Source organism: Lentzea sp. NPDC092896 (genome assembly GCF_044754905.1).
Lineage (GTDB): Bacteria > Actinomycetota > Actinomycetes > Mycobacteriales > Pseudonocardiaceae > Lentzea.
This window is the reverse complement of the sequence record NZ_JBIVPX010000007.1, coordinates 48083-67907: the sequence shown is the minus strand read 5'-3', so window position 1 is coordinate 67907 and position 19825 is coordinate 48083. Positions and strand designations below refer to the sequence as shown.

Here is a 19825-nt window from a genome sequence, read left to right as displayed (position 1 = left end):
GGAGTTCGCCGTTCCCGCTTGCCCTGTACCGACTGCCTGAAGTCCTCCTGTACCTGGTTAAGGCCTCGCACGTCCTCCGCCCGTGCGCACCATCTCCGGCCTCGAACGCGAATGCCGCCGCCGCTGCAATGGCGGGGACATCGACGACGAGACGGACGGGGGAACGGATGATGCGTGGGCGGCGACCGGTTCGGGAACCGGGATCATGGCGGTCGGGAGGGCCTCCTCGACGGCGGCGGCAGCGGGCTCTTCCTCCGGCTGCGTCCACACAGGAGTGTTCGTCTCGACCGCGTTCTGCCGGAACAGTTCCGGAGTCTCGGTGATGATCTTGCCCGGCGATTCCAGACCCACGATGCCGACGAGCTTGCCGTTGGCGATGAAGCCGGTGAGTCCGTTCACGTCGGTGGTGTCGGTGCCCAGGACGGGCAGGCCGGCGCCCTGCACGCGCATGCCGTACTGCTCGGTCCAGAACCGCGGCACCGGCGTGTAGGTCTTCGCGTGGCTGCGGCCCACCAACAGGTTCTCGGCCGCGGCTCTGCCTCCCTCGACGGCGTTGAGCCAGTGCTCGACGCGGCGCACGGCACCGTTGAAGCGCATGTTGGGCCAGCGGGCCACGTCACCGCAGGCGACCAGGTTCTCGGCGCCGACCACGTGGTTCGTCGAGTCGCACAGCACGCCGTCGGAGATGTCGAGGCCGGAGCCGCGCAGCCAGTCGACGGCCGGGGAGGCGCCGACGGCCAGCACGACGCAGGAGGCGAAGAAGACCTGGCCGTCGCTCAGGTGAATGCCGATGCCGCCGGGCTGACGCACCCAGTGCTTGATGCCGACACCGGTGGCGAGGCGGACGCCGTGCTCGACGTGCGCCTCGGTGATCTTCTTGCCGATGTCGTCGCCGACGATGCCGCCCAGCAACGCGGGCGAACGCACGATCAGGGCCACGTCGCGACCCATGTGACGAATCGAACAGGCGAGCTCGCAGCCGATGAACCCGCCGCCGATGACGGCGACGAGACCCTGCGACTGACGGATGTTCTTGCGGATCGCGATCGCGTCGTCCAGCGTCCGCAGCACGTGCACCCGCGGGTCGTGGCGAGGAGCCCCGCCCATCGCCCTGGCGTCGACGCCGGTGGCGATGATCATGCCGTCGTACTTGATCTCCTGGCCGCCGGGCACCCAGACGGACTGCGCCTTCGGGTCCAGGTGCAGGGCCGGGGAGTTCAACATCCATTCGGCATCGAGGTCACCGGAGAACGACAGCAACGAGTCGTCCGGGGTCCATTCTCCAGTGATCATCTGCTTCGACAGGCAAGGGCGGTGGTACGGAAGGTGCCGCTCGGCGGACAGGATCGTGATCTGCCCGTCGAAACCCATCTCCCGCAGCCGTTCCGCGGAACGAACTCCTCCGAGTCCGCCGCCGACGACCACGATCCGTTCGCTCACTTCACTCGCTCCCTGATCTCGATCGCGCGCATCGGGCACGCACGTTGTGCCGCCCTGGCCTGAGCGAAGTGCTCCTCTGGCGGCCGGCGGTTGTAGGTCAGGCGGTTGTCCTCGATCAACTGGAAGACGTCCGGTGCCTCCGCCTGGCAGGTGCCGTAGCGGTGGCATTTCTCGTTGTTGACGCTCACGTCCATCGCGTCGCCCTCGCCGACGCCGGGTTCCTTGCCGCGCTCGGAGTCGAGCATCCCGATGCGCATGAGCACCTCGGGCGGGAGGAACCGGGCCAGGGCCAGGGTCGCGGTCGGGACGAGGACGGTGAGGCCGGCCAGCCAGAGAACGGACAGGTTGCCGTTCGCGATGGCGCCGAACCAGGAGTGCACCACGGTGATAGTCACGGCGATGTAGGCCGTTTGGTGGAACCGCAGCCACTTGCGGTAGAAGACTTTGTGCCGCATCGAGGCGAGTACGGCGATCGCGAGCATGACCTCCAGGCCGAGGATGCCCAGCGCGTGCCGGAACAGGCCGCCGTCGACGAACGGCAGGACGAGCTTGATGAAGCTGAACGTGCCGGTCTGGATCAGGGTGAAGGCGAAGGCGTGAACGCATCCGAATGCGATCGCGAGCGAGGCCAGCACCATGTGACCGTTCTTCAGTCCCTCACGGCCGGTGAGCTTCTCGGCCCATCCGGTCGCGATCAGCACGCCCCAGGACAAGGTGGCGCACATCATGACGTAAGCCAGCCTGGCAGACAGCTGAGCCATCTTCTTGACGCCCGAGTCGAACTCGGACGACTGGGCCACCAGGAGCGGAATCTGGCTGGACAACAACACTTCCTCCGATAGAACTCTCGCGGGAACCCGCCCGGACCTGCGGTGCAGGAGTGGACACTTCAGGGCCGGGCGGGTGGGAACAGGTCCGCGTTGGAGTGCCTCTGACCTTGGGACACCACCTCCGTTTCCCGTCGTGCAACGGGGTCTTGCAGAATCACCGCACCGGTCGTCGCGGGCGGAGTACTCGGAGCAGGAGCACCGTCAGAACGGCTCCCGCGGCGGTGACCGTGAGGATCACCCACATGTTCGGCCCCTCGTTCGAGGCCAGGGTCGCGTTGATGATGCCGCCGGCGGGCTGGGGTTCCGCGAACGACGAGTCGGCCGCGAGACCGGTGCTCTCCAGCAACGTCATGTGCTTCATCACCACGTCGATGCCTGCCTGCGCGAACCCGCGGATCACGTCGTTGCGGGTCTGCGTGCGGACCTTCGCGATGAAGTTGAAGACCTGACCGTGCGCGGCGCGCAACCGGGCCACGAAGGCCTGGTCGAACGCGTCTCCTTCGAGCCCGTTGAGCTCTTCCATCCACGACTGCTGCGACGGGTTCGGCACGTCCGGGGTGGTGAGCCCGAACTGGGCGGCCGTCTTCTTCGTCAGCGTGTCGAGCATCATGTGGTCGAGCATGATCATCTTGCCGATCTGCTTGACCCGCGCGTTCGACGCCTTGGTCGCCGTGAGCTCACCCATGGGCATCTCCCACAGGCCTGCCTGGCGCACCTTGTTCAGCAGATCGCGGTCGTTCGCGGTCAACGGTCCCGTCGGGGTGTCCATCACTCCCCCGGTGTCCGCGGGCTGCGCTGCAGCCGTGGCGGACAGGCCGGTGAAGAGGAACAACATCGCCAAGACGGTGGCGAGGGCTCTGGTCATCGTCTTGATGTCCTCGTTGTCCAATGGGAAGTCGGTAGGGGTGTGCGGGGTTCGAGCAGCAGGCTCAGTAGCCGGGCGCTGCGGGCGGTGGCGCGGACTGCGGTGTCTGGCCTCCGGAGCTGGGGGACGTGCTCGGCGTGCCGCTGCTCTTGTTCTGGGTGTTGTTCTGCGCTTTTCCGCCGGTGATCTTGGCGCCGTTGGGGGCGGTGACGAACCACACTCCGCCCTTTCCCTGGCCCTTCATGTCACCGGCCGCCTTGTCCTCGGCGAAGGTGTACTGCGGCCAGCCCTGGATCGTGAGCTGCTTGGTGCCGTCCGGCCTGGTCAGGACGCCCATGGAGATCGGGTCGACCCCGGTCGCCATCGGTGTCTTGTCCGCCAGGACCGGTTTCCACGCCTTGGCGCACTCGCCCTCGCAGTTGGACTTGGACGGCTTCGGCACGTCCTTGTCGTAGCGGTAGAGCGGGAGCCCGTCGGCGTCGGTGACGAACCACCCCATCTGCTCGGTGTTCGCGATGAAGTACATGTTCGCGCCGCTCAGATCAGCGGGTTTGGCCTGCAGGCCACCCGGTGCGGCCGCCCCTCCGGGAGGGGTCTGGGCGCTGCCGCACGCGGTGAGGGAGATAGCCAGTGCCGCCAGGGCGGTGATGGCTGGTCCACGTCGCATCGGCAGGTCCTTTCTCGGCGGGGTACCGAGGAGTACGGACACGATCCGGTGACGGTTCACGAACTTCGTGAGGAATATTTGCCTCTCGACTTGAGACGGTTGATAGGGCAAGGATGTCCCCCGTGGCGCGGCATAGACGTCAACGCGAGTTAGACGAACAATCACCAAGACCGGGGTCTCTCGAGGAAGAGTTGATCCGTCGGCTGTACGAGGAATTCGGGAGCGCCCTGCTGGGACACTGCATGAGGCTGACGGGCCATGATCGTCAATGGGCCGAGGACATCGTGCAGGAAACCCTGGTCAGGGCATGGCGCAACGCCGAAAAACTCGAGCGTGACCCCGTGCTCTTGCGGTCGTGGTTGTTCACGGTGGCAAGGCGGTTGGTCATTGACGACAGGCGTAAGAGAAGCGTCCGTCCGCAGGAGTTCGAACTGACCCCTTCGGACGAGTCGCCTTCCGGCAGCGAAGAGGATCGCACCCTCGCGGCGATCGTCGTGGCCGAGGCGATGAACGGTCTCTCCGAGGAACACAGGGAGGCTATTCTCGAGACATATCTGCGGGACCGCACTGTCGGTGAGGCCGCGGCTGCACTGGGTGTGCCGCCGGGAACGGTCAAGTCGAGGGTGTACTACGCGCTCCGTGCGTTGCGGCGTGCGTTGCACGATCGGGGAGAGACGCGGTGACAACGGCACCAGATCACCTCGACGTCGCCGCCTACGTGCTCGGCATCCTCGATGCCGATGAGGTGGAGGCGTTCGAGAACCACCTGACCGAGTGTCGGCGGTGTGCTCTTGACCTGCGCGACTTCGCGGTGGTGCCCGACCTCATCGACGAGGCCGACGCGGGCGGGATGCTGCGCGGGACAGCTCCGGAACGCCCCGACGGCAAGTCGGTCCGGGTCATGCTCGACGCCGTCTCGGCGCGCAGGAAGCGCCGACGGTGGTTCGTCGCCCAGGGTGTCGCGGCCGCCGCCGCCGGCATCGTGGCGGTGACCGCCGTGGTGACGACTCTTGTCGTGCGCGGCGGGGACGAGGGCTCGAACCAGGCGGCCCCCAACAACACCACGACCACGTCGCAGACTCCGGTGGCGAACAACTCCACGGACTCCTCGATGAAGGTCCAGCAGCAGGATCCGAACAGCGGTGTCTTCACGAAGATCACCGCCTCCGACGAGCCGTGGGGAACCTCGATGGACATCGAGGTCAGCGGCATGGTCGGCCCTAGCAGGGGTTCCCTCGTCGCGGTCGGACGCGCGGGTCGCGTCGCCCAGGTGACGTCCTGGTACGCCCCGGAACCGGTGGCGGGCGACAAGAAGACCATCCGGCTGCAGGCGAACGTGGCCATGCGCTGGCACGAGATCGCGACGTTCCGGATCGTCGACGAGAACGGCAAGACCCTGCTCGAAGTCGTGGCTTCCTGACGTTTCGCGACACCAGAGCGCTGCCCCCGCGGGATCCGTGAGATCCTGTGGGGGCAGTTGTCGTTTTCCGGGGAGGCTATCTACGTGGCAATTGGCCCGTCAGCGGTCGAACGCTGGCTCGATCTGTCCACAGAGGAACTGCGTGCGCAGATCACGAAGCTCGTCGCCGCCCGGCTACCGGATGATCACCCTGTGTGGAATGCGATCCGGCGTCATCAGGCGCTCGTGCCCCGCATTCGCGGTGTCCTGTCCGGACTCGCGGCGACCGCGGCCGGCGGCAAGGACGAGGCCATGCAGAAGGTCTGGATCTCCAAGGCGCGTGCCGCTCTGGACCAGCCCTACGTGGCGCCGGTGAAGGCCGCCCGCAAGCCGGTGGTCAAGGAAGAGCCGGTCGAGGAACCCGAAGCGGTGATCGACCTGCGCGAGCCGGAACCACAGCAGCTCAAGCAGCCGCACAAGGCCATTCCGACGATGCTCTTCCAGGAACCGAGCTAGGGGTGTGGCTCGAAGCGCGGACGGGAACTCACGTCCAGCGGGACGCCTGTCCCCCGGCACCGTTCAAGCCACACCACTAGGAGCCAGCCCGATGGTCGTCTTCGGATCGTTCATCTCGCTCTCCGGCCTGCTGATCCTCTTGTTCCGCGACGCCCCGCTGGGCGGCCTGAGCCCGGCGGTGGTCGGCTGGGTGCTGATCCCGCTCGGACTGGTGTTCGCGGTGCTGGGCGTGCTGCGCAACCGCCGCAAGCGCGCGCAGGGGGTTCCCGGCCCGGTCGGGAACCCGATCCAGCGGGCGAAGGCGTTGCCCCGGCTGTGGAAGACCTGGCGCAGCGGGAAGTACCCGGAGCTGCCGCGCAGCCAGGTGCTGCTGTGGGCGGTGGGGCTGGTCTACCTCGTGTCGCCGATCGACGTCCTGCCGGAGTTCCTTCCGGTGATCGGCGTGACCGACGACGCGGGTGTCCTCGTGTGGCTGCTCAGCAGTCTTTCGGTGGCCTCAGGCTCGTACCTGCGCTGGGAGAAGGATCATCGCGACACGAGTCGCGGGATCGAGGCCCCGTGAGGCCTCCTCGCGCATGATCCCGGCCAGTCCGGGCGAAGTGTCCGCGACGGCCTGGAAACCGAGGCGCTCGTAGTACGGCGCGTTCCACGGCACGTCGCGGAACGTCGTCAAGGTCACAGCGCGCCCGGAGCTGGTGACGTGCTCGATCAGCGCGGCACCGATCCCCTGGCGTGCGTGCGCCGGATGCACGCTGACCTGGTGGACGTGGGTGGCGCCGTCGACGTCGCCGACCGCGATGAACGCCACGGGCACGCCTTCCGCGCCGATGGCGACCCAGACCTCGTGCTCGGTGAGGTCCTCCAGGGACATCGGGTCGTCGTCGGCGATCTCGGGTATCCCGATGTCGCGGAACGGTTCTCCGGAGGCGTTTTCGATCTGCTGGAGGTACGGCAGTTCGGCTGGTTGGGCGAGACGGATCAACACGCCCGTCATCCTGGTAGGTCGGACGCGGACCCCGCAGCCCAATAACGTTAAAGTCCGACCCGATGCGAACGAAGACAGTGCGCGTCCTCCTGGTAGAGGACGACGATGGCGACGCCCTCCTCGTCGAGGCGTTGCTCGAAGAGGTGAGCGCTCCGTTCGTGCTGGCGCGCGCCCGCACGCTGGCGGAGTCCGAACGACTGCTCGCCGACGCCGAGTGCGTGCTGCTCGACCTGGGCCTGCCCGACGCGACCGGTCTGAACGCGCTGCACAGGTTGCTGAGCAAGCCGGACGCGCCCGCGATCCTGGTGCTGACCGGGCGCGACGACGAACGCGAGGGCATCACCGCGGTCGCGGCCGGCGCGGAGGACTACCTCGTCAAGGGCCAGGTCGACGGCGAACTGCTGCTGCGCGGGGTCCGGTACGCGGTCGAACGCCGCCGTTCCGAGGACGCCCAGCGCCAGTTGCGGGAGGCGAAGCTGCTGGCCGCCGAACGGGCCCGGCTCGAACGCGGTCTGCTCCCTCCCCCGCTGCTGCAGAACTCCGACGTCGACCTGGAGGTCCGCTACCAGCCCGGCGGCCAGCGGATGCTGCTCGGCGGCGACTTCTACGACGCGGTCGGCATGCCGGACGGCACCGTGTACGCGATCATCGGCGACGTCTGCGGCCACGGCCCGGACGAGGCCGCGCTGGGCGTCTGCCTGCGGATCGCGTGGCGCGCGCTGGTCCTCTCCGGCGCACCGCCCGAGAAGGTGCTGCAGACGCTGGACCAGGTGCTGGTCGCGGAACGGCACGGTGACGGCATCTTCACCACGGCCTGCATGGTCACCGTCGCGCCGGACCGCCGGTCCGCGCGCTACTTCCTCGCCGGGCACCCCGAGCCGTTGCTGATGGTGGGCGACCGGATCGTGGACCTGCCGCAGTCGAAGATCGGCGTGCCGCTCGGCGTGCTGCCCGACTACGCGTGGACCGGTGTGGACGTGCCGCTGCCGTCCGGCTGGTCACTTGCCTGCTACACGGATGGATTGATCGAAGGCCGGGTACCAGACGACATCGACCGGCTCGGGGTGGAACGCCTGTGCGAGATCCTGGAAGCGCACCTGCGGAACGGCCCGAACTGGATGGACTCCGTCATCGCGGAGGTGACGGAGCTCAACGGAGGCGCGCTCGATGACGACGTGGCCATTCTGCTGCTGAAGGACGGTAAGTGAATCTCCCGCAGAGGATGCCTGCGAGCCGCCTGCTGGTCGTGATCTCGGCGGTGCTGCTCGCCATGACCGCGGTCGCCATCTCGTCGACGGTGGTCGCGCTGGACGCGCTCGGCGACACGAGGGCCCGGTCGGTCGACAAGATCGAGCCCGCCGCACGCCGCTCCCAGACCCTGAACCGCTCGCTGATCGACCAGGAGACCGGCGTACGCGGTTTCGCCCTCACCGGGCAGGACGACTTCCTCAAGCCGTACCTGGACGGCCAGGCGGCCCAGGCGGAGGCCGCCAGGAACGTGCGCGACCTCGTCGGCGACGTCAACGGCCGGGTCAGCCGCATCGAGGACCTCGCGCGGCAGTGGCGCTCCGAGTACGCGGACCCGACGGTCGCCGCGATCAAGCAGTCCGGCCCCGCCGCCGGAGTCGCCGGCGACATCGAACGCGGCAAGGTGGTGTTCGACCAGCTCCGCGCCGAGACCGCCGCGCTGCAGAGCGACATCGGCGCGCTCTCCCGGCAGGCCCGCGCGGACCTCGACGGCGCGGCGAAGGTGGTGCTGTGGCTGGTGATCGGCATGGGCGTGCTGCTGGTCGCGGTGATCGGCGGGTTGTCGCTGCTGCTGCACCGGCTGCTGATCGCGCCGCTCGCGAACCTCGCCGACCACACCCGGCAGGTGGCCTCCGGCGACTTCGAGCACGAGATCGACGCGGACGGTCCACGCGAGACGGTCATGCTCGGCGAGGACGTGAACCAGATGCGCCGCCGGATCGTGCAGGAGCTCGAGACGCTCGCGGAGGCGAAGTCCGAGCTGCAGCGGTCGAACTCGGAGCTGGAGCAGTTCGCCTACGTCGCCTCGCACGACCTCCAGGAGCCGCTGCGCAAGGTGGCGTCGTTCTGCCAGCTGCTGCAACGCCGCTACGGCGGCCAGCTCGACGAGCGCGCCGACCAGTACATCGAGTTCGCGGTCGACGGCGCGAAGCGCATGCAGGTGCTGATCAACGACCTGCTGGCGTTCTCCCGCGTCGGCCGGATGTCCCGCGAGCAGACGGTGATCGACCTCAACGAACTCGTCGGCCACGTCGTGAGCAGCTTCTCCGAGCGGATCGAGGAGACCGGCGCCCGCCTCGAGATCGCGGAGCTCCCCTCCGTGCGAGGTGAGGCGTCTCTGCTCAGCGCGGTGTTCCAGAACCTGATAAGCAATGCGTTGAAGTTCAAGGGCGCCGAAGCGCCGGTGATCTCACTCGACGTCGAACGCGACGGCGAGCTGTGGAAGTTCACGGTGCGGGACAACGGCATCGGGATCGAGCCGGAGTACGCTGACCGGATCTTCGTCATCTTCCAGCGCCTGCACCCGAAGGACGCCTATCCGGGCACGGGCATCGGACTGGCGATGTGCCGCAAGATCGTCGAGTTCCACGGTGGCACGATCCGGTTGAAGACCGATGTGGACTCCGGCACCAGCTTCGAGTTCACCCTGCCCGTTGTCGCGGAACTTGCCGCCAAGGTTGAGGAAGTACATGTCTGAGTCACCACTGAACGTGATCGACGTCCTGCTCGTCGAGGACGATCCCGGCGACGCCCTGATGACGCAGGAGGCGTTCGAGCACCACAAGATCCGCAACTCGCTGCACATCGTGAAGGACGGTGTGGAGGCGCTCGAGTTCCTGCGGCGCGAGGGCCAGTACGAGAACGCGCCGCGGCCGGGCCTGATCCTGCTGGACCTCAACCTGCCCCGCAAGGACGGCCGCGAGGTGCTCAGCGAGGTCAAGAACGACGCCGAGCTGCGCTCGATCCCCGTCGTCGTGCTGACGACCTCGGAGGCCGAGGAGGACATCCTGCGCAGCTACAGCCTCTACGCCAACGCCTACGTCACCAAGCCGGTGGACTTCGACCGGTTCATCGAGGTCGTCCGCCAGATCGACGACTTCTTCGTCACCGTGGTGAAGCTGCCCCGCTGATCACGGCGGCGCTGAAGTCCAGGCAGGATCGGCAGATCTGCGCCTCGGCTCCCTCGTGGACCGGTTTGGTCTCGCTGCAGAACGAGCAGTGGCCGACCTCGGCGACCTGAGCCGCGCTGACGCACACGTTGCAGATCAGCGCGACCGGTCCCGCCATCAACTTGTCGACGTCGTCGCCGACGCGCCCGCAGAACCAGCAGCGCTCGGTGCGCCTGGACTGCTCGACGATCTGGTGCACGCGCTGGTGGCTCATCGCCAGCGCTTCCGCGATCTCGCGCATCGAGCCGCCGGCGCGGTGCAGCACCAGCACGCTGTGGTGGTAGATGGCCTTGGCGATGTCGGCCTGGGACTGGGCGGCCGCGGAGGCGGTACCCGCCTTCCGCGCCACTGCCAGCAGTTCTTCATCCAGAGTCATGCTGTCTACGTTAGCTAGACGCGTCTACTTCGACTAGACGCCGTCTAGGTGACGTAGACACTCAGTCGACGCTGCGCACGATCACGGGTTCTTCGCCGGCCTGCACGACCCACTGCTGGGGTTCGCGCGGTTCAGGCACTACCGGCGCCCAGATCCCCGTCCCACCGGGACGACGCTGCCTGCGTAACTCGAATTCCTCTCGCGTGGTCATGCACTGTGGCTACCCGCCTCAGCCGAACGTATGCCTGACAGCATCGTCGTGATGGCCGCCATGACCCGTCGCGTGGCCTCGGCCAGCACCTCGGCGGTGGGCTCGAGGTCGTACAGGTCCGACAGGTCGACCGGCGCGCCCGCGACGACCTCGATCTTCTTGCGCGGCAACAACCTCGGCAGGATCGTGCCCTTCGGCAACAGGTCCTGCGTCCCCCACTCGGCGACGGGGATCACCGGGACGCGCGATGCGAGCGCCATCCGCGCGACACCGGACTTGCCCTTCATCGGCCAGTTCCCGGGATCGTCGGTGAAGGTGCCTTCGGGGAACACCATCACGCATTCCCCGTCGCGCAACGCCTCCACGGCGGGCCTCAGCGCCTCTGAGGCCTTCACGGTGCCCCGTTCGACCGGAATGTGACCTCCGGACCGCATGACCCAGCCGACGACCGGCATGCGCCACAGAGAGGCCTTCGCGAGCACGCGCGGCACCCGGTTCGACATCAGCGCGAACACCACGGCCGCCACGGTGTCCGCATTGGACAGGTGGTTGAAGGCGAGGATCACGCCGCCGTTGCCCGGCACGTGCTGCTTCCCGCGCACTTTGAGGCGCACGAACAGCACGACAACGGGCCACAGCACGTCGATCGCCAGCGAGAACCAGAATCCCCTGCCCCTGCGGGGCATCTTCCAGGTCCAGGCGGCCAGCTCAAGCGGTGTCACACCTGGTATTCGAGCACGCCGGCGTTCAGAGTTCGGGTCAATTCGCCACGTTCGACGAGAACGTCGAGGTGCGCGGCCGTCTCACCGATCGCCAGCACCTGGTTGAACATGTCGAGATCGTCGAACCGGCGCTGCCGGCGGGTCCAGCCGATCTTGCGGGCGGTCTCGAACGCGCTGCCCGCCACGGCCTTCCCGATCTCCTCCAGCCGCTGCTCGTGGAACTGCAACAGCTCGTCGACGCGGGCGTGGGAGCTGTCGGTGACCTCGCCGTGCGCGGGCAGCAGCTTGAGGTCCGGCAGTTCGCGGGTGAGCCGCAGCGACGTCATGTAGTCGCCGAGCGGCAGTTCGGGCCGGAGCGGTTCGAAGCCGATCGACGGCGTGATGTGCGGCAGCACGTGGTCGCCGGAGAACAGCACCTTCGCGGTGTGGTCGACGAACACGACGTGGCCGCGGGTGTGGCCGGGCGTCGGGATGACTTCGAGTTCGCGGTGTTCGAGGCCGACCGTGCTGCGGACGAGCCACTCGTCCGGCTCCTCGTAGTCGCGCAGGGCCTCGCCGCGGTCGACGTGGTGCATGATCTTGATCCACGTCTCGGCCAGCTCCGCGGCACCCCATTTGCGCAGGTCGCCGACGTGCTGGTCGTCCTGGCCGTGCAGCATGTGCAGCAGCGAGGGCTGCTCGCCGAGGCCCAGGGCGATCTTGTTGCCGAACGTCCGGCGCAGCGACACGGCCATCGTGAAGTGGTCGCGGTGCACGTGCGTGATGAGGAACCTCTTAATGTCCTCGAAGCCCTTGTTCAGCGTGCCCAGGGCGGCTTCGAGCTGGTCGCGCGCCTCGTCCAGCGCCCAGCCGGAGTCGACCAGGACGAGTCCGTCGCCGTCCTCGATCGCGTAGACGTTGACCGCGCGCAGCCCGTCGTTCGGCAGCGGCAGCGGAATCCGGTGCACACCTGGTGCGACCTCGAACGCGCCCGGCTCACTCCACACGCTCGCCCACCTCATTGTTAGCGACAGCAACTATTCCTACCGGATAGTAACCCGGTATTCCGGATGCTTGTCGATGTACTTCGCCACGAACGGGCACAACGGGGAAATCTTGACATCACGGGCGAGCGCGTCGTCGAGCGCGTACTTCGCGAGCTGGGCGCCGAGGCCCTGACCGGCGTACGCCTCGTCGACCTCGGTGTGCACGAGGGCGATGACCTCGCCGATGATCCGGTACTCCAGGAACCCGGCCAGCGCGCCGTCGACATGGACCTCGTAGCGGCTCTCGGCCTCGTTGTTGGTGACCACATCAACCATCTTGCCCCGGACGATGGAAAATGGCCCGCATGGACGTCTACCTGCTCATCCTGGGTGACCACCTGCCCAACCCGTGCACGGGTGAGGAGGTGTCCCAGGCCGAGCGGCTGCGGGCCATGGTCGAGCAGGCGGTGGTGGCCGAGGAGGCCGGCTTCGCGGGCGTCGCGATCGGCGAGCACCACTTCACCCGCTACATCGTGTCCGCACCAGAGCTGCTGCTGGCGGCGGTGGCGGCGCGCACGTCGACGTTGCGGCTCTCGACCGGCGTGACGCTGCTGGCCCACCGCGACCCGGTGCTGGTCGCCGAGTCGCTGGCGACGCTCGACGTGCTGTCGGACGGCCGCGCCGAGCTGATCGTGGCGCGCGGGGTCGACAAGGAGACGGACGCGGCGTTCGGCGTACAGCCGGGTGAGCTGCGGGCGCGGTTCGAGGAGCACCTGCGGTTGCTGCTCAAGCTGCTGGAGGAGCCGTCGGTGAGCTGGGACGGGCGGTTCCGGGGGCAGCTGAGCGACGTGACGACGACGCCCCGGCCGGTGCAGACGCCGCGGCCGACGGTGTGGATCGGGTCGGGGTCGGCGGTGTCGGCGGATCTGGGCGCCTCGCTGGAGATGCCGTTGATGCTGCCGTCGACGTTGCGGGATCCGTCGATCTACCTCGAGGTCGTGCAGCGGTACCGGGAGCACTTCCCCGCCGGACGCGTCGGCGTGCCCAGTCACGTGTTCGTGTCGCGGGAGGACGCGCGGGAACGGTGGCGCCCGCACCTGGCCGAGTACGCGCGGTTCGCGGATCCGTGGCGCGGGGACGGCGACATCGACGTCGACGCGATCATGGACGGCGCGGCGGTCTGCGGCACGCCGGACGAGGTGGCGGCGCGGCTGAACGCGTTGGCGGAGCACCTGTCCATCGACACGCACCTGGTGATGGTGGACATCGGCGGCATGCCGCACGAGTCGGTCATCGAGACGATCCGGCTGTTCGGCGCCGAAGTGCTTCCGAAACTTGTTTAACGCGAGCGGTGCCAAGGGTTAACACGAGTTCGGCAGGATTGCGGGCGTGGGCATCACCGTCATCGGCATCACGCATCCTGGGCAGGTCGGGGCTCTCCCCGGCGGCACGAACGTGCTGGTGCTGGCCGACGACGGCACGTACGCCGACGAGTTCCTCGACACCGACTTCGGCGCGCATCAGCTGGTGGTGCGCGCTCACGGGCGTGGGTCGGCGTTCTTCGGGGTGGCGGACAAAGCCCGTGAGTTGGGTGCGGATCGGATCCTCTTCGGTGGTGTGCACGACACCGCCGCCTCTTTCGCCACCGGAGAGGATCCCGTGCTGGTGCTCGGAGTCCGGCCCCCTGGCGGCCCGATCGCGACCAACGCGGCGTTCCTCGAGTGGATGGACCGCTGGCCGAGGCCGGCGCGCGCCTACCACGGCGACGTGGACCACTGGCTCGCGGAGAACGCGTTGAGGGAAGGCCTCCGCGTGGAATTGGTTTCATGGCTGATGGAACCGACCGTCCCCTTGCGACGGAAGTTGACGGCGTAGTCATCTGAAGGCTGAAGACATTGCCGCAACAGTGAATTAGCGTTTCCTCCAGGCGACCGCGTGGCTACGCGGCGCAGCTGAGAGTTCTCTCAGCGTGGTGACTCGGGCGGGGGCACCGGGGTTAATCTCAGGGTCGATCTCAGTGGAAGACCTGACCCTTCGGTGTGCCCGTGTCGCCGAAGATGGTGCGCACGAAAGCCCATAGGAGGGGACAAGAAGTGAGCGCGTCCGATGGAGTCGCGGCGAGAGCCGTCGACGTGTGGAAGTCTTACGGGTCCGGCGACGCCGCCGTGACCGCGCTCGCGGGGGTGAGCGTCGACCTGGACAAGTCCAGGTTCACCGCGATCATGGGTCCGTCCGGGTCGGGCAAGTCGACGTTGATGCACTGCCTCGCGGGGCTGGACGACGTCACGAGCGGTGAGGTGTGGGTCGGTGGCACCAAGGTCACCGGGCTGAAGGACCGCGGGCTCACGGAGCTCCGGCGGGACAAGGTCGGTTTCATCTTCCAGCAGTTCAACCTCCTGCCGACGCTGACGGCGGAGGAGAACATCACGCTGCCGCTCGCGATCGGCGGCAAGAAGGTCGACAAGGCGTGGTTCGACGTCGTCGTCGACACGGTCGGCCTGCGCGACCGGCTCACGCACCGGCCGACACAGCTTTCAGGTGGTCAGCAGCAGCGCGTGGCGTGCGCGCGTGCCCTGGTGTCGCGCCCTGACGTCGTGTTCGCGGACGAGCCGACCGGCAACCTGGACTCGCAGTCCGGCGCCGAGGTCCTCGGGTTCCTGCAGCGCTCCGCCCGTGAGTTCGGGCAGACGATCGTGATGGTCACGCACGACCCGAACGCCGCTTCGTACGCCGACCGCGTCATCTTCCTCAAGGACGGCCACATCGTCCGCGAGCTGCTGTCGCCGTCGGCGGAAGAGGTTCTCGACACGATGAAGCACCTCGACTCCGTTGTCGCGGTGCCGCATGTTTAAGGCGACTATCAAGAGCTTGCTGTCGCGCAAGCTCCGCCTGGTGCTGTCCGCGCTCGCGGTGGTGCTGGGTGTGATGTTCGTGTCCGGTTCGTTCGTTCTGACCGACACGCTTCAGCGTTCGTTCACCGACCTGTTCTCGTCGGCCTTCGCCAATGTGGACGTGTCGGTGTCGCCGAAGGCGGAGAAGGGCAAGCAGCCGGAACCGCTGACGCCGCAGGCGATCTCCGACGTGAAGTCGGTGCCGGGCGTGGCGTCGGCCGTCGGTGACGTGCAGGGGTCCGCGCGGCCGATCGGCAAGAACGGCAAGGTCATGACCACGTCGGGCGCGCCCCGGCTCGGTTTCAACTGGACGGGCACCGGCCAGGAGAAGATCCGCGACGGTCGCGCGCCGCAGTCGGAGAACGAGGTCGCGGTCGGCGCGTACCTGGCGACGACCGGGCAGTTCAAGGTGGGCGACGAGATCTCGCTGCTCACCCAGGAGCCCAAGAAGGTCTTCAGGATCTCCGGTGTGTTCGAGTACGCGGGTGGCCGCGACTCGCTGGGCGGCGAGCTGTCGGTGGCGTTCACGGAGCCGGTCGCGCAGCAGTTGTTGCTGGGCAAGAAGGACGTGTTCTCCGGCGTCACCGTCACCGCGGCCCAGGGCACGTCGGACGACGCGCTGCGGGACGCCGTCGCGGCGAAGATGGGCTCCGGCTACGACGTCAAGACCGGTGCGACGCTCGCGAAGGAGCAGGCCGACCAGATCAACGAGGGCCTGAAGTTCTTCAACTACGTGCTGCTCGGGTTCGCCGGCATCGCGTTGTTCGTCGGCATCTTCATCATCCTCAACACGTTCTCCATCATCGTCGCCCAGCGCACGCGGGAACTGGCGCTGCTGCGGTCGATGGGCGCCTCGCGCGGCCAGGTCATCGGGTCCGTGGTGCTGGAGGCGTTGGTGATCGGCCTGATCGCGTCGATCGTCGGTCTCGGGGCAGGGGTCGGCGTCGGGGCGTTGCTGGCCACCATCTTCAGCACGGTCGGCGGCGGCAACCTCCACCTCGCGGGCATCGGCGTGCCGATGTCGGCGATCATCTCGTCGTTCGCGGTGGGCATGATCGTCACCGTGATCGCGGCGGTCATGCCGGCGCTGCGGGCGTCGCGGATCGCGCCGGTCGCGGCGATGCGCGAGGCGGCCACGCCGGACCGTCCGCTGACGAAGATCACGATCACCGGTGCTCTGGTGGCCGCCGCGGGTGGCACGTCGCTGGCGTTCGGCTTCAACCAGGCCTCGCTGCCGTTGATCTTCGGCGGCATCCTGGTGGCGTTCGTCGGCGTCGCACTGCTGACGCCGATCCTGTCCAAGCCGATGGTGTCGCTGATCAGCCGCCTGCTGTCGTGGTCGATGCCAGGCCTGCTGGGGCGCCGCAACTCCGCGCGCAACCCGCGCCGCACCGCGATCACCGCGGCCGCGCTGATGGTCGGCATCTCGCTGATCACCGGCGTGAGCGTCGTGCTGACGTCGGCGACCAAGTCGATCGAGAAGCTGGCCTCCGGTCAGCTGCAGACCGACCTGATCATCTCCGGCGAGGGCCAGATGGAGGGCCAGCCCGCGACGTTCAAGCGGGACGTCCTCACGAAGATCGAGAAGACCGACGGCGTCAAGTCGGCGGTCGGCTGGTCGCAGGACGGCGTGCTGCAGGGCGAGAGCCAGATGTTCGCGGTCGGCGTCACCGACATGCCCGCGATGGCGACGATGTTCGCGCTGAAGCCGAAGTCCGGTGACATCACGCCGTTGAAGGACGGCCAGGTCGCGCTGCCGGAGGAGATGGCGGCCGAGAAGGGCTGGACGGTCGGCAGCACGGTCTCGCTGCAACTGGCCAAGGCCGCGGCGCCGCAGAACTACACGGTCGCCTTCATCTGGGCCAAGTCGCAGGTGCTGCAGGGCGCGCTGGTGCTGCCGGAGTCGGCCTCCGCGCAGTTCCGGTCTGACCAGATCGCCCAGGCGTTCGTCCAGGTAGGGCCCGGTGTGTCCGCGGCGGACGTGCAGAAGCGCGTCGAACCGCTGTTCGCGGACAACCCGGAGATCACCGTCCAGGACCGCAGCGCGTTCGTGAAACAGACGACCTCGCAGTTCGACACGGTCCTGCTGATGATCCAGATCCTGCTGGCGCTGGCGATCCTGATCGCCGTGCTCGGCGTCATCAACACCCTGGCGCTGTCGGTGATCGAACGGACCCGCGAACTGGGTCTGCTGCGCGCCATCGGCATGCGGCGGTCGCAGGTGATGCGGATGATCACCGTCGAGTCGGTGGTGATCTCGGTGTTCGGCGCGGTGCTCGGCCTCGCGGTCGGTCTCGCCCTGGGCATCGCGACCGTGCAGGCGTTGAAGGACCAGGGCATCTCGGAGATCGGGCTCCCCTGGGCCACCATGGTCCAGTACCTGGTGGTGGCGGCGTTCGTCGGCGTGGTCGCGGCGATCCTGCCGGCGATCCGCGCGGCTCGGCTGAACGTGCTGGACGCCATCGCCTACGAGTGAGGTCGTACGAGTTCTGTCCAGGTCTCGACCAGCCAAGACTCGTACCGCTCAACTGACATGTCCGTGGTTCTGGTGAGCAGCAGGTAGGTCTCGGCCTGGCCGAGCACCGCACCCGTCTCCGCGACCCGGTCCACGTTCTCGTCCGACATCAGGCCATCGGCGGCCAGCTTCCGGAAGAAGCCGCCGATGGCCTGATGTGTCTGCGTCCGGGCCGCCTGCGCGCGTTCGGCGATCTCGGGCTCGATCGCCTCGGCCTGCTGCGCCACGTTCAGCAACGCCCCGGTGCGCTCCATGAGCCGCGCGCCGATCCTGGCCATCCGCGCGATCCGCTCCCCCGCCGTCGGCGCGTTCATCGCCTGCTGGAACCAGTCGCGGTCCGGCACGGCCACGCGGTGGTAGTCCCCCGCGATCGCCACGTCCATGCAGCGCTGCAACAACGCGGCCTTGCCCTCGAACCGCACGTACACCGTGCGAGCGCCCACGCCGGCGTGCTTGGCCACGTCGGCGAGCGTCGTGGCGACGTAGCCGCGTCCGGTGAACAGCTCGGTCGCCGCCTCGATGATCCGGACCTCGGTGTCCGCCCGGCGCGCCGCTCGCAAATCCCTGTTGACGTCCTCTGCCACGTGTTGCAGTCTAACTGCATAAGTGCAGTCTCACTGCAACCAGGAGGTCACGAGATGAGCACCGCGCCACTGCTGGAGGGCATCCACCACGTCAAACTGCCGGTCTCCGACCTGGAGAAGTCACTGGCCTGGTACCAGGACCACCTCGGCTACCTGCCCGTCATGCACTTCGTCGAGGAGGGCGTCCTGATGGGTGTCGCCCTGGCACATCCCAACGGCGGGCCGGGCTTCGCGATCCGGCTCTACCCGGAGAAGGCCGTCGCGGCGGCCGGGTTCGACTACTTCGCCATCGGTGTGCCGGGCGAGGAGGCGATCAACGCGCTCGCGGCGCACCTCGCCGCACAGGGTGTCGCGCACGCGGGCGTGATGCGGACGCAGGTCGGCTGGCTGCTGTCCGGCGTCACCGACCCGGACGGGTACGACGTCCGCTTCTACACGGTGCCGCTGGAGATCCCGGAGGGCGCCGGGCTGATGGTGAGAGAGACGTGATCGAAGCGCGGCGCCAGGCCGTCGCACACTGGCACAGCGCTTCGATCAGCCCGTGAAGCCGCCCTCGCGGTCGCTTGGGCGACTCCCTGCCTGTACTGGTTACTCGTTCACAACGCTGTTCATGCGTGAGGACAGGTGTCGCGGTACGCCGAGATGAGCGTGTTCGCGGCCGGTGCCGGGCACAGGAACTGGTCGTAGCGCAGGTCGTCGTCGACGAACCGCTTGAGCCAGGACAGCGTGAACTTGCGCACCGTCACGTTGTCGCTGCGAGGTGCCGAGTGGTCGCCGCCGCGCAGTTCGAGGAACGCCTTGTCGGGGGCGGCGGTCATCGAGTTGTAGAACGGCGTGGAGTGCTGCGAGTTCGGGGCGGTGGGGTCGTTCTGGCCGCCGAGCACCATGGTCGGCACCGCGATCGTCGGCCAGCTCTTGGTGGTGTGCCAGCCGGCCATCGGGATCGAGGCCTGCAGGGCGGGGCGGGTGGCCGCGGCGCGCAACGCTCCGCCGCCGCCCATGGAGTGGCCCATCACGGCGAGCCGCGAGGCGTCGACGCGCGGGTTGGTGCGGACCACGTAGTCCAGCGCTGCCAGCAACTGGCGGCCCCGGCTGTCGGGGTCGTCGAAGCCGGACAGGGTGTTGATGGTGATCACGACGAACCCGTAGGACGCCAGCCGCGGGCCGAAGTGCGCGACGGACGACTGGGTGGCGGTGAAGCCGGGTGAGACGGCGACGGCGCCGAACGTGAGATCACTGGTCGGGGTGTAGACGGTGCCGCCGCCGAAGTTCGACTGGCGGGCGACGGCGACGGACGTCACGGCGAAGGTGCCGCGAGCCGCCTCGACCGTTGCGGCCGTGGGTGCGGGGCCGCGTTCGTAGGGGTTGGCCGCCGCTGTGGCGACGGCGGGGGTGGCGACCGGGATCAGCGCCAGGGTGAGTGCCGCAAGCACGACTTTGATGCGCACGACGATGACACCTCGATTGGTTGCAGGGGAACCAAAAACCGACGGCGAGGCTCACGCTACCGCCCGGTAGCACCGGACGGATTCGGCCACATGGATGGTTACGGGGACGTTTCGACTATGTTCGACAACTTGTCGTCGAACGGGGTTCGTCACCCAGCGCAGCGGACCGGGACATTGTCGTCCGGTCCAGTCACCGTAGAAGCGGTATGCGGCG

General features: G+C 67.9%; 23 protein-coding genes. 12 read left to right on the top strand and 11 right to left on the bottom strand.

The features are described from left to right. Nucleotides 1-57: 57 nt before the first annotated feature. The 4 genes from ACIQF0_RS30680 to ACIQF0_RS30665 all read right to left on the bottom strand — a co-directional run bounded on the left by ACIQF0_RS30680 (nucleotide 58) and on the right by ACIQF0_RS30665 (nucleotide 3802). Nucleotides 58-1440, bottom strand: coding sequence for an NAD(P)/FAD-dependent oxidoreductase (locus ACIQF0_RS30680; protein ID WP_401035063.1), 1383 nt, complete (start codon nucleotides 1438-1440; stop codon nucleotides 58-60). Continuing rightward, a complete protein-coding gene (locus ACIQF0_RS30675; protein ID WP_360034944.1) occupies nucleotides 1437-2264 on the bottom strand; it encodes a 4Fe-4S domain-containing protein in 828 nt (275 codons plus the stop codon). Before ACIQF0_RS30675 ends, ACIQF0_RS30680 begins: the two co-directional genes overlap by 4 nt. A gap of 160 nt (nucleotides 2265-2424) precedes the next feature. Beyond that, nucleotides 2425-3159: a DUF4142 domain-containing protein gene (locus ACIQF0_RS30670; protein WP_360034947.1), complete on the bottom strand. Its 735-nt coding sequence runs from the start codon at nucleotides 3157-3159 to the stop codon at nucleotides 2425-2427. Between the two features lie 40 nt (nucleotides 3160-3199). Then, nucleotides 3200-3802, bottom strand: coding sequence for a hypothetical protein (locus ACIQF0_RS30665; protein WP_401035060.1), 603 nt, complete (start codon nucleotides 3800-3802; stop codon nucleotides 3200-3202). A 113-nt stretch (nucleotides 3803-3915) separates the two neighbouring features. Here ACIQF0_RS30665 and ACIQF0_RS30660 point away from each other — a divergent pair, with 113 nt between their 5' ends. The 4 genes from ACIQF0_RS30660 (at nucleotide 3916) to ACIQF0_RS30645 (ending at nucleotide 6279) form a co-directional block, all read left to right on the top strand. Then, nucleotides 3916-4485: a sigma-70 family RNA polymerase sigma factor gene (locus ACIQF0_RS30660; RefSeq protein WP_045315736.1), complete on the top strand. Its 570-nt coding sequence runs from the start codon at nucleotides 3916-3918 to the stop codon at nucleotides 4483-4485. Beyond that, nucleotides 4482-5222 carry a zf-HC2 domain-containing protein gene (locus ACIQF0_RS30655; RefSeq protein WP_360034953.1) on the top strand — a complete coding sequence of 247 codons (741 nt, stop codon included), beginning with the start codon at nucleotides 4482-4484 and terminating at the stop codon, nucleotides 5220-5222. Before ACIQF0_RS30660 ends, ACIQF0_RS30655 begins: the two co-directional genes overlap by 4 nt. An 84-nt stretch (nucleotides 5223-5306) precedes the next feature. After that, entirely contained in the window at nucleotides 5307-5717 is a 411-nt protein-coding gene (locus ACIQF0_RS30650; RefSeq protein ID WP_401035056.1) for a hypothetical protein, read from the top strand. A 91-nt stretch (nucleotides 5718-5808) separates the two neighbouring features. Beyond that, the gene (locus ACIQF0_RS30645) at nucleotides 5809-6279 is read left to right on the top strand and encodes a YkvA family protein (RefSeq protein WP_401035053.1); all 471 of its coding nucleotides are present in this window, start codon (nucleotides 5809-5811) and stop codon (nucleotides 6277-6279) included. Here ACIQF0_RS30645 and ACIQF0_RS30640 read toward each other — a convergent pair. Next, nucleotides 6214-6699: a GNAT family N-acetyltransferase gene (locus ACIQF0_RS30640; RefSeq protein WP_401035911.1), complete on the bottom strand. Its 486-nt coding sequence runs from the start codon at nucleotides 6697-6699 to the stop codon at nucleotides 6214-6216. The two genes, ACIQF0_RS30645 and ACIQF0_RS30640, sit on opposite strands and share 66 nt — an antisense overlap. Nucleotides 6700-6764: 65 nt before the next feature. Between ACIQF0_RS30640 and ACIQF0_RS30635 the strand changes: the two genes are divergently transcribed. From ACIQF0_RS30635 to ACIQF0_RS30625, 3 genes are read left to right on the top strand one after another with little or no spacing between them, the layout of a single operon-like run. Then, the gene (locus tag ACIQF0_RS30635) at nucleotides 6765-7910 is read left to right on the top strand and encodes a PP2C family protein-serine/threonine phosphatase (RefSeq protein ID WP_401035051.1); all 1146 of its coding nucleotides are present in this window, start codon (nucleotides 6765-6767) and stop codon (nucleotides 7908-7910) included. Then, nucleotides 7907-9427, top strand: a complete 1521-nt coding sequence (locus ACIQF0_RS30630; protein ID WP_401035049.1) for a CHASE3 domain-containing protein — start codon at nucleotides 7907-7909, stop codon at nucleotides 9425-9427. The genes ACIQF0_RS30635 and ACIQF0_RS30630 overlap by 4 nt, the downstream gene beginning before the upstream one ends. Further along, entirely contained in the window at nucleotides 9420-9860 is a 441-nt protein-coding gene (locus tag ACIQF0_RS30625; RefSeq protein ID WP_093604213.1) for a response regulator, read from the top strand. The genes ACIQF0_RS30630 and ACIQF0_RS30625 overlap by 8 nt, the downstream gene beginning before the upstream one ends. Here the strand turns inward: ACIQF0_RS30625 and ACIQF0_RS30620 are convergent. The 4 genes from ACIQF0_RS30620 to ACIQF0_RS30605 all read right to left on the bottom strand — a co-directional run bounded on the left by ACIQF0_RS30620 (nucleotide 9835) and on the right by ACIQF0_RS30605 (nucleotide 12509). After that, nucleotides 9835-10275 carry a ClpX C4-type zinc finger protein gene (locus ACIQF0_RS30620; protein ID WP_360034971.1) on the bottom strand — a complete coding sequence of 147 codons (441 nt, stop codon included), beginning with the start codon at nucleotides 10273-10275 and terminating at the stop codon, nucleotides 9835-9837. The two genes, ACIQF0_RS30625 and ACIQF0_RS30620, sit on opposite strands and share 26 nt — an antisense overlap. A gap of 207 nt (nucleotides 10276-10482) precedes the next feature. Beyond that, nucleotides 10483-11208 carry a lysophospholipid acyltransferase family protein gene (locus tag ACIQF0_RS30615; protein ID WP_401035047.1) on the bottom strand — a complete coding sequence of 242 codons (726 nt, stop codon included), beginning with the start codon at nucleotides 11206-11208 and terminating at the stop codon, nucleotides 10483-10485. Further along, nucleotides 11205-12209, bottom strand: a complete 1005-nt coding sequence (locus ACIQF0_RS30610; RefSeq protein WP_401035045.1) for an MBL fold metallo-hydrolase — start codon at nucleotides 12207-12209, stop codon at nucleotides 11205-11207. Before ACIQF0_RS30610 ends, ACIQF0_RS30615 begins: the two co-directional genes overlap by 4 nt. 21 nt (nucleotides 12210-12230) lie before the next feature. Beyond that, nucleotides 12231-12509 carry a GNAT family N-acetyltransferase gene (locus ACIQF0_RS30605; RefSeq protein WP_401035044.1) on the bottom strand — a complete coding sequence of 93 codons (279 nt, stop codon included), beginning with the start codon at nucleotides 12507-12509 and terminating at the stop codon, nucleotides 12231-12233. A 29-nt stretch (nucleotides 12510-12538) separates the two neighbouring features. Here ACIQF0_RS30605 and ACIQF0_RS30600 point away from each other — a divergent pair, with 29 nt between their 5' ends. The 4 genes from ACIQF0_RS30600 (at nucleotide 12539) to ACIQF0_RS30585 (ending at nucleotide 17540) form a co-directional block, all read left to right on the top strand. Then, nucleotides 12539-13516 carry an LLM class flavin-dependent oxidoreductase gene (locus ACIQF0_RS30600; RefSeq protein WP_401035041.1) on the top strand — a complete coding sequence of 326 codons (978 nt, stop codon included), beginning with the start codon at nucleotides 12539-12541 and terminating at the stop codon, nucleotides 13514-13516. A 46-nt stretch (nucleotides 13517-13562) separates the two neighbouring features. Then, the gene (locus ACIQF0_RS30595; protein ID WP_401035038.1) at nucleotides 13563-14048 is read left to right on the top strand and encodes a hypothetical protein; all 486 of its coding nucleotides are present in this window, start codon (nucleotides 13563-13565) and stop codon (nucleotides 14046-14048) included. A 182-nt stretch (nucleotides 14049-14230) separates the two neighbouring features. Continuing rightward, nucleotides 14231-15025 (top strand): ABC transporter ATP-binding protein, encoded by a 795-nt coding sequence (locus tag ACIQF0_RS30590; protein ID WP_360035143.1) that lies wholly within the window; start codon nucleotides 14231-14233, stop codon nucleotides 15023-15025. Further along, entirely contained in the window at nucleotides 15018-17540 is a 2523-nt protein-coding gene (locus ACIQF0_RS30585; RefSeq protein WP_401035035.1) for an ABC transporter permease, read from the top strand. The genes ACIQF0_RS30590 and ACIQF0_RS30585 overlap by 8 nt, the downstream gene beginning before the upstream one ends. Here the strand turns inward: ACIQF0_RS30585 and ACIQF0_RS30580 are convergent. Next, entirely contained in the window at nucleotides 17531-18163 is a 633-nt protein-coding gene (locus ACIQF0_RS30580) for a TetR/AcrR family transcriptional regulator (RefSeq protein ID WP_401035032.1), read from the bottom strand. The genes ACIQF0_RS30585 and ACIQF0_RS30580 overlap by 10 nt on opposite strands. A gap of 54 nt (nucleotides 18164-18217) precedes the next feature. On the opposite strand from ACIQF0_RS30580, the gene ACIQF0_RS30575 reads away from it, so the two are divergent. Next, nucleotides 18218-18652 (top strand): VOC family protein, encoded by a 435-nt coding sequence (locus ACIQF0_RS30575; RefSeq protein ID WP_401035030.1) that lies wholly within the window; start codon nucleotides 18218-18220, stop codon nucleotides 18650-18652. 119 nt (nucleotides 18653-18771) lie between these two features. On the opposite strand, the gene ACIQF0_RS30570 is transcribed toward ACIQF0_RS30575, so the two are convergent. Further along, complete coding sequence (locus ACIQF0_RS30570; RefSeq protein ID WP_360034995.1) at nucleotides 18772-19611, bottom strand: dienelactone hydrolase family protein; 840 nt, start codon at nucleotides 19609-19611, stop codon at nucleotides 18772-18774. Nucleotides 19612-19825: the final 214 nt, after the last annotated feature.

What these genes read in the sequence shown, in the direction of transcription:
- ACIQF0_RS30600 (WP_401035041.1), top strand. Translation starts at nt 12,539, where the DNA reads ATGGACGTCTACCTGCTCATCCTGGGTGACCACCTGCCCAACCCGTGC.
- ACIQF0_RS30610 (WP_401035045.1), bottom strand. Translation starts at nt 12,209, where the DNA reads ATGAGGTGGGCGAGCGTGTGGAGTGAGCCGGGCGCGTTCGAGGTCGCA.
- ACIQF0_RS30585 (WP_401035035.1), top strand. Translation starts at nt 15,018, where the DNA reads ATGTTTAAGGCGACTATCAAGAGCTTGCTGTCGCGCAAGCTCCGCCTG.
- ACIQF0_RS30590 (WP_360035143.1), top strand. Translation starts at nt 14,231, where the DNA reads ATGGTGCGCACGAAAGCCCATAGGAGGGGACAAGAAGTGAGCGCGTCC.
- ACIQF0_RS30625 (WP_093604213.1), top strand. Translation starts at nt 9,420, where the DNA reads ATGTCTGAGTCACCACTGAACGTGATCGACGTCCTGCTCGTCGAGGAC.
- ACIQF0_RS30660 (WP_045315736.1), top strand. Translation starts at nt 3,916, where the DNA reads ATGTCCCCCGTGGCGCGGCATAGACGTCAACGCGAGTTAGACGAACAA.
- ACIQF0_RS30620 (WP_360034971.1), bottom strand. Translation starts at nt 10,275, where the DNA reads ATGACTCTGGATGAAGAACTGCTGGCAGTGGCGCGGAAGGCGGGTACC.
- ACIQF0_RS30645 (WP_401035053.1), top strand. Translation starts at nt 5,809, where the DNA reads ATGGTCGTCTTCGGATCGTTCATCTCGCTCTCCGGCCTGCTGATCCTC.
- ACIQF0_RS30665 (WP_401035060.1), bottom strand. Translation starts at nt 3,802, where the DNA reads ATGCGACGTGGACCAGCCATCACCGCCCTGGCGGCACTGGCTATCTCC.
- ACIQF0_RS30635 (WP_401035051.1), top strand. Translation starts at nt 6,765, where the DNA reads ATGCGAACGAAGACAGTGCGCGTCCTCCTGGTAGAGGACGACGATGGC.
- ACIQF0_RS30575 (WP_401035030.1), top strand. Translation starts at nt 18,218, where the DNA reads ATGAGCACCGCGCCACTGCTGGAGGGCATCCACCACGTCAAACTGCCG.
- ACIQF0_RS30605 (WP_401035044.1), bottom strand. Translation starts at nt 12,509, where the DNA reads ATGGTTGATGTGGTCACCAACAACGAGGCCGAGAGCCGCTACGAGGTC.